The sequence below is a fragment of the Candidatus Aquicultor secundus genome, assembly GCF_002791875.1.
Lineage (GTDB): Bacteria > Actinomycetota > Aquicultoria > Aquicultorales > Aquicultoraceae > Aquicultor_A > Aquicultor_A secundus.
Genome location: NZ_PFNG01000043.1, coordinates 7,977 through 15,100, shown reverse-complemented (window position 1 = coordinate 15,100; position 7,124 = coordinate 7,977). Strand labels below are relative to the sequence as shown.

The window sequence follows — 7,124 nt, the reverse complement described above, 5'->3', positions numbered from 1 at the left end:
AAGAATCTCATTTTTTCACCTCCTTATCAGAAGTCTTAAAGCGGTCGGTCTTATTTAAAAGAAAAAGGCATTTGTTACCTTGCGGTAGGATTCCTTTTTCATTACAAAAGACGTTTTTGTATCTTATATATCGGTTGCAGGCCAACTTACTTTAGTAATAATTTTGCAATAATTACCATTTAGCTGGTTATCGATTGCTAACTTCGCATAGAGATGTCTGTCCTATTTAATCAAGGTGATGACCTGGAACATCGGCAAGTAGAGACTGACGATAATGCCACCGATTAAAATGCCCATTACCACGATCATCATCGGCTCAAGGATTGACGTTAGTGCATCTACGGTATTAGAGACTTCCTCGTCGTAGAAGTCGGCAATCTTCTTGAGCATGGTGTCGAGGGCGCCGGTTTCTTCGCCGACGGCTATCATTTGAACAACCATTGCCGGAAATACCTTGCTTCCGGCTAAAGGTTTCGAGATCGTTTCGCCTTCTTTAATGCTGCTTCGGGCATTCTTGACCGCATCTGTGACAACCGCGTTTCCGGCACTGTCGGCTACGATATCAAGCGCCTGAAGTATAGGAACGCCGCTGGCCATTAGGGTGCTGAGCGTTCGGCTAAACCTGGATACAGCCATTTTCTTTGCTAAAGCACCGAAAATCGGCAAGCGGAGCTTAAAGGCATCTATTTTCATCTTGCCATTAGGTGTGTTGTTGTAGCGTTTATACAAATACCGCAGGCCGATTAAGGCGGGGATAATGATGAACCAGCTTGAGCGCATGAAGTTGCTTGCGCCAAGAAGGATCTTTGTTGGAAGTGGAAGTTCGCCACCCATATCGTCGAACATTTTTACAAACAGCGGCACAATGAAGGTTATAAGCACAAAAGTGATGATCATCGAGAACGAGAACATGGCGGTTGGGTAGGCCATGGCCGATTTGATCTTTGCCTTTATGGATGCTTCTTTTTCAAAGTGCTCGGCGACCCTCATGAGGACTTCATCGAGAACACCGCCCGTCTCGCCTGCTCTTACCAAATTAATATATATGGGTGGGAATATTTTCGGATGTTTCGCCATTGCATCTGAAAGTCCCTTGCCCTGTTCGACGTCTTTAAGGACTTCGCTAGTCACCGCTTTTAATGGTTTGCTTTCAGTCTGTTCGGCGAGGATTGCCAGGCATTTTGTTAGGGATAAGCCGGCGTTGATCATTGTTGCGAATTGGCGGCTGAATACCGTCAGGTCTTTTGATTTTACTTTGTTGCCGAATGGCAGGTTTATATCCCTTTGGGCCAGGCTTTTTTCTTTAAGCTCGATGACGATATAGCCGGTTTGCCTGAGTTTGTTTGCGACCATCGTTAAGTTATCGCCGTCGATTTGGCCGTTTAGCAGGCTTCCCCCGCCGTCCCTTACCTTATACGTGAATGTTGTTGGCATAATGTACCTCGTTTATGCTGTCCGTTAGTTGCATAATCAGTTGTTAAGCGGTCCTTCCGAGAAGTTGCCTCAGATCGTTTGGATCGGATGCTTTTTGTACCGCCATTTCGAATGTTATCTTGCCATATCTATGCAGATCGGCAAGGCACTGGTCCATAGTTACCATTCCATGCTTGGAGCCCGTCTGCATGGCGTTATATATCTGGTGCGTCTTCGCTTCGCGGATCATGTTTCTGACGCCCGGCGTCGGCATAAGGATTTCGTAAGCGACACAGCGTCCCGCGCCGTCAACCGTCGGCAGTAGCTGCTGGCAGACGATTCCCTGTAATGTACCGGCCAGCTGGATTCGTATCTGTTGCTGCTGGTGCGGCGGGAAAACGTCGATGATCCTGTCGATGGTCTGCGGCGCATCCTGCGTGTGGAGCGTTGAGAAGACGAGGTGACCGGTTTCGGCCGCAGTCAATGCCGCCGAAATCGTCTCCATATCCCTCATCTCACCGACAAGTATGACATCCGGGTCTTGGCGAAGAACGTATTTAAGGGCGTTGGCGAAGGATTTAGTATCCGATCCGACTTCCCTTTGGTTAACGATAGATTGTTTATGTGTGTGCAGGTACTCGATTGGATCCTCGATTGTAATTATGTGGAATGACCTGTTTTCGTTGATGATGTTGAGGAGCGTCGCCAGTGTTGTTGACTTACCGCTACCGGTCGGGCCTGTAACCAGGACTAGTCCTCGCGGACGCCTTACGAGCAACTCGAGCGATTGCGGAAGCCCCAGATCGTCCAGTGATTTTATCTCTACGGGGATAATTCTGAAGGCGGCGCTTACGCTGCTTCTCTGGTAATATGCGTTTACCCTGAACCTTGCGTGGCCGGTGAGCCCATAAGAAAAGTCGTACTCCCAGTTTCTCTCGAGCTGCTCCCTCTGGTCCTGGGTAAGGATACTATAGATAAGTTCCTTAGTATCGTTTGGCGTCAGCTTTGGGTAATCGAGCGCCTGAAGATCGCCGTGGACCCTGACCATTGGGGGTGTCCCTGCCGTAATGTGCAAGTCTGATGCTTTTCTTTCTAGTACCTGCATCAACAAATCATTAATATCAAGCAACGTAAAACCTCCCGGATATTCTTAAAAGGAATCTAGTTACCTATCGGACGGGTTTAGTAGCGGCTTGAGAGCTAAAGCTCTCAGCTATCAGCTATCAGCATTCAGCTAAAACCTTTATCTAAAATATGCTTTATCTAAGCTTAAACCCTCATGCTTCTAATAATGCTGAGTGCTCTCTCGATTCTTCACTTCGCTATCGCTTCATTCAGAATGACAGCTAGTGAACCCTGGTTCTTAACTGCATACCGCCTACTGCTAACTGCTAACTGCCTACTGCTAACTGCTAACTAAAGCCCGCATTCTAGACCCACATAAAAGCTGATGGCTGAGCGCTGAAAGCTGATGGCTAGATTATGACGCGCATGATTTCTTCAAGGGAGGTCATGCCCGTGCGAACTTTTTCGAAGCCGTCTTGGCGGAGAGTCCTCATGCCCTCGGCGATTGCGACGCGCTTGACTTCATCGGCGGTCGCCCGTTTGACGCATAAGTCTTTAATGGTTTCGCTGAGAACCATGACTTCATAAATACCCACCCGGCCCTTGTAGCCGGTGCCGTTGCATCTGGGGCAGCCTTTTGGGCGATAGAGTTTTAAAGGTTCTTCGCCTTCCATCGGGAAGTTGATCCTTGTGAGGGCATCGATTGGGGGCTCGTATTCCTCCTTGCACGCCGGGCACAGACGTCGTGCCAACCTTTGGGCCTGGATGCACTCGATTGCAGACGCTATCAGGAATGGCGCTGTGCCCATCTCGGTGAGCCTGGTAATGGCGCCGGGGGCGTCGTTTGTATGTAGTGTCGAGAGAACCATATGCCCGGTAAGTGCGGCTTCTACTGCAATTTGGGCCGTTTCTTTATCCCTTATCTCGCCCACCATAACTATGTCGGGTGATGATCTAAGGATCGCCCTGAGGCACCTGGCAAAAGTCAGGCCCGTTTTTGAATTTACTTGTATCTGGTTGACGCCCGGAAGGCGGTACTCGACCGGATCCTCGACGGTGATGATATTCTTTGCGCTGTTATTTAGGATATTTAGTGCTGCGTACAGCGTTGTCGACTTGCCGCTTCCTGTTGGGCCCGTTACAAAAACCGCACCATAGGGCCTGTTGAATGAAGACTTAAACTTATTAAGGCTTTCGGGCAAGAAACCAAGATCGTCGAGATCGATCAGGATGCTTTCTTTTCTCAGTATCCTAAGGACAACCCTCTCTCCGTAAATAGTCGGCAGAGTTGATACCCGGAAATCTATCATTTTACCTGCGACCATAAGGTCGCAATGGCCGTCCTGGGGTATCCTGGTTTCGGCGATGTCGAGGCCGGCCATAATTTTGAGCCTGGAGATAACGCCCGCCTGGATTTGTTTTGGTGAGCACATGGACTCGTGGAGCACACCGTCTACGCGGTAGCGTATGCGCAGCTCTTTTTCCTGAGGTTCGACATGAATATCGCTTGCACGCTCGTTGATAGCCTTTATGATGATCATGTTGACAAGCTTGATGACCGGGGCTTCTTCGGATACTTCTCGGAGGCCGCTTATTCCCCCTCGGGAATCCTCTAGTAGGCGCAGGGTATCTACCTGGTCTTTGACGGCTTCTGTTGCTCTATAGTAGCGGTTGAGGGCTATCTTTATCTCATCTTCAAGCGCGACCACCGCTTTTATTTCGTAGCCGGTAATCATTTGCAGGTCATCCAGGGCTACAACATTTGTCGGGTCTGCGATGGCAACGACGAGTTTGTCCCTTTCAAAATCTATAGGTAGAACGTTGTATCGCCTGGCGAACGTCTCGGGCAATATCGAGGTGGCTGAGACGTTTATGTGGTATTCGCTAAGATCGACGAAGTTAAAGTCGCTCGACCCCAGCAGTTCGGTTATAGTGTCGCCATCAAGCAAGCCTTCGTTAACCAAGGCTTGCGCCAGTGAGGTATCGCAATCGATACTTTCTTCGACTCTCTCCAGGTCGTCGTGCGAGAGTATGCCTTTTTTTACCAGTATGTTCGCAAGTATTTCGTCGGATTTTTCTTTCAGCATAATCTATTCCTGTAACGGTTCTATACGGTAACCCTTAAAATTTCTTCTATCGAAGTCAGGCCGGAACGAACCTTTTCGAGGCCGTCTTTTCGTAACGTTAGCATGCCTTCGGCGAGCGCGAGTTCGGTAATCTCTTCGGGCGATGCGTTTTCAACAAGGAGCCGTTCTATTCCTTCTGTCATGGTCATGATCTCGTAGAGGCCTATGCGTCCGTGGTAGCCGGTATTGCCGCAGCGTTTGCAGCCACGCGCTCGGTAAATCTCGGTTGGCTCGCTGCCATCGATCGTATAACCGGCCTCGATTAACTCCTCTTGCGTAGGTGTAAAGAGTTCTCGACAGCGCGTACAGAGCTTGCGGGCAAGGCGCTGTGATACAATGCAATCTACCGCTGACGATACTAAAAACGGCTCTATCCCCATCTCAACAAGCCTGGTCAGCGTTGCCGGAGCGTTGTTCGTGTGGAGCGTTGAGAGAACAAGGTGACCGGTAAGCGCTGATTCGACTGCGATAAGAGCGGTCTCCTCGTCCCTGATCTCGCCTATCATAACGATATCCGGGTCCTGGCGTAGTATGGATCGTAAAGCGCCGGCAAATGATAGACCGGTTTTTGTGTTGACCTGGACCTGGCTTATGTTGGGCAAACGATATTCAACCGGGTCTTCTACCGTAATAAGGTTCTTCTCTTTTGAGTTAAGCAAGTTAAGAACGGAATAAAGCGTCGTTGTCTTGCCGCTTCCTGTTGGTCCGGTAATGAGGATTGCGCCATAGGGCTTGGTGAACGACTCCTTAAACATATCGAGCGAACCCGATAAAAACCCGAGTTCGTCGAGGTTCATCATTATGCTTTCTTTTTCCAGCACCCTGAGAACTACCTGCTCGCCATGTATGGTTGGTAGCGTGGCGACCCGGAAATCGATCGGTCGTTTATCGATTACTAACCCGAAACGGCCGTCTTGAGGGAGGCGGCGCTCCGCGATATCGAGGCCTGCCATAATTTTAATTCGTGAGATGATTCCGGCTTGAATATGTTTCGGCGAGCGCATGACTTCATGAAGCACACCATCTATCCGGCACCTGATTCTTACGTCTTTTTCCTGCGGTTCGATGAATATGTCGCTGGCCCTATCTCGAACCGCTTCGGTAACGATCATGTTGACCAGCTTTACGATGGGAGCACCCGCGGCCTCTTTTTCTTCAGCCGCAATCTCGCTTTCGCTAGCAGCGTCATCGTTGATACTTTCAATCGCCTCTTCGACAATATCATCGCTGGTGCTGTACTTATCGATAGCGGATTGGAGATCGTTTTCGGAAACGACGACCGGAATGATTTCATAGCCGGTCATGACGTGCAGATCGTCGATGGCAAAAATATTTGTCGGATCGGCCATCGCGACGACGAGACGGTCATCTTCAAATTCTATCGGAAGCACCTTATAGCGATGGATTTGCTCGCTTGAGATAAGCGCGGTGGCTTGGGTGTTAACCTCGTATGCGCCGAGGTCAACGAAGCTGAGGTTTAATTGTTTAGCAAGGTTTTTCGCTATGTCCGATTCGGAAACATAGCCGAGGTCGATCAGTTTTCGGTCCACGTCTTCCTGGTTGCTTGAAGTACCTATGGCCTCACTGAGTTGGTCTTGTGTAATTACTCCGGCATCAAGTAGGAACTCGCCTATTTTCCTCTTCAGCATTATCTGGTCTATCTCCGCTCTTTAAACCTTGGATTAACGCCTGACGCATTACTTCAACAGGTGCGGAGGTACCAGTCCAAATCTCGAAGGCCGAGGCCGCCTGGTATAAGAGCATACCAAGCCCGTTTGCAGCCTTAGCTCCTTTATGCCGTGCTCCATTAATTAGTGCGGTTTCAAGTGGTGTGTAAATAAGATCGTAAACAAAGTGCGATGCGTTTATAAACTCTAAAGGTACTGGTAGGAGATCTCCGCTTTCCTTCATACCAACAGGCGTTGCATTTACTATTAGTTCTCCTATTTGGAAAATATCGGCGAGGTTATCCCTGAATGTGAGCGTTTTTCCTGATATTTCCTGGAAATTAGAGATAAGGCTGGACGTAATGGCCTCGGCCTTATTGCCCGACCTACCTATTATTACGATGCTTGCCGCACCGGCCCGGGCAAGCGCAACCGCTACCGCTTTCGCCGCGCCTCCCGTGCCTAGAATTATTGCTGTTTTCCCGGCCGGATTGAAGGATTCCTCTTTGAGAGATTTAAGGAAACCTCCGGCATCGGTATTGTAGCCGATAAGGCGACCGTTATCGTTATTTATAGTGTTGACCGCGCCGATGGTTTCGGCCTCAGCAGAGAGTTCGTCAAGGAGATCGATTACGGCTTCCTTGTGGGGCATGGTTACGTTTATTCCCCGGATATTCAGGGACTTTATCCCCTCGATGGCATTTTCAAGAGCGTTCGGCTCGACCACGAACGGAAGGTACCTGTAGTTGAGGTTGAGCGCCTCGAACGCCTTGTTGTGCATGGGCGGCGAGAATGTATAGGTTAACGGATATCCAATTATGCCTGTTACTTTTGTTGCGCCGTTTATTTCTTT

Annotated in this window: 5 protein-coding genes; all 5 read right to left on the bottom strand. The window is 49.3% G+C overall.

Annotated features, from left to right (window positions below; genetic code table 11):
• Positions 1 to 222: 222 nt before the first annotated feature.
• Positions 223 to 1,434 carry a type II secretion system F family protein gene (locus COY37_RS01780; RefSeq protein ID WP_286678016.1) on the bottom strand — a complete coding sequence of 404 codons (1,212 nt, stop codon included), beginning with the start codon at positions 1,432 to 1,434 and terminating at the stop codon, positions 223 to 225.
• 43 nt (positions 1,435 to 1,477) lie between these two features.
• Positions 1,478 to 2,542: a type IV pilus twitching motility protein PilT gene (locus COY37_RS01775; RefSeq protein WP_286678017.1), complete on the bottom strand. Its 1,065-nt coding sequence runs from the start codon at positions 2,540 to 2,542 to the stop codon at positions 1,478 to 1,480.
• Between the two features lie 346 nt (positions 2,543 to 2,888).
• On the bottom strand, positions 2,889 to 4,565 hold the full coding sequence (locus COY37_RS01770) for a GspE/PulE family protein (protein WP_286678018.1): 1,677 nt from the start codon (positions 4,563 to 4,565) through the stop codon (positions 2,889 to 2,891).
• A gap of 20 nt (positions 4,566 to 4,585) precedes the next feature.
• Positions 4,586 to 6,253, bottom strand: a complete 1,668-nt coding sequence (locus COY37_RS01765; RefSeq protein ID WP_286678019.1) for a GspE/PulE family protein — start codon at positions 6,251 to 6,253, stop codon at positions 4,586 to 4,588.
• Positions 6,219 to 7,124 (bottom strand): shikimate dehydrogenase (locus tag COY37_RS01760; protein WP_286975720.1); only part of this gene is annotated, 906 nt, incomplete at its 5' end. The genes COY37_RS01760 and COY37_RS01765, both read right to left, overlap by 35 nt.

What these genes read in the sequence shown, in the direction of transcription:
- COY37_RS01765 (WP_286678019.1), bottom strand. Translation starts at nt 6,253, where the DNA reads ATGCTGAAGAGGAAAATAGGCGAGTTCCTACTTGATGCCGGAGTAATT.
- COY37_RS01770 (WP_286678018.1), bottom strand. Translation starts at nt 4,565, where the DNA reads ATGCTGAAAGAAAAATCCGACGAAATACTTGCGAACATACTGGTAAAA.
- COY37_RS01780 (WP_286678016.1), bottom strand. Translation starts at nt 1,434, where the DNA reads ATGCCAACAACATTCACGTATAAGGTAAGGGACGGCGGGGGAAGCCTG.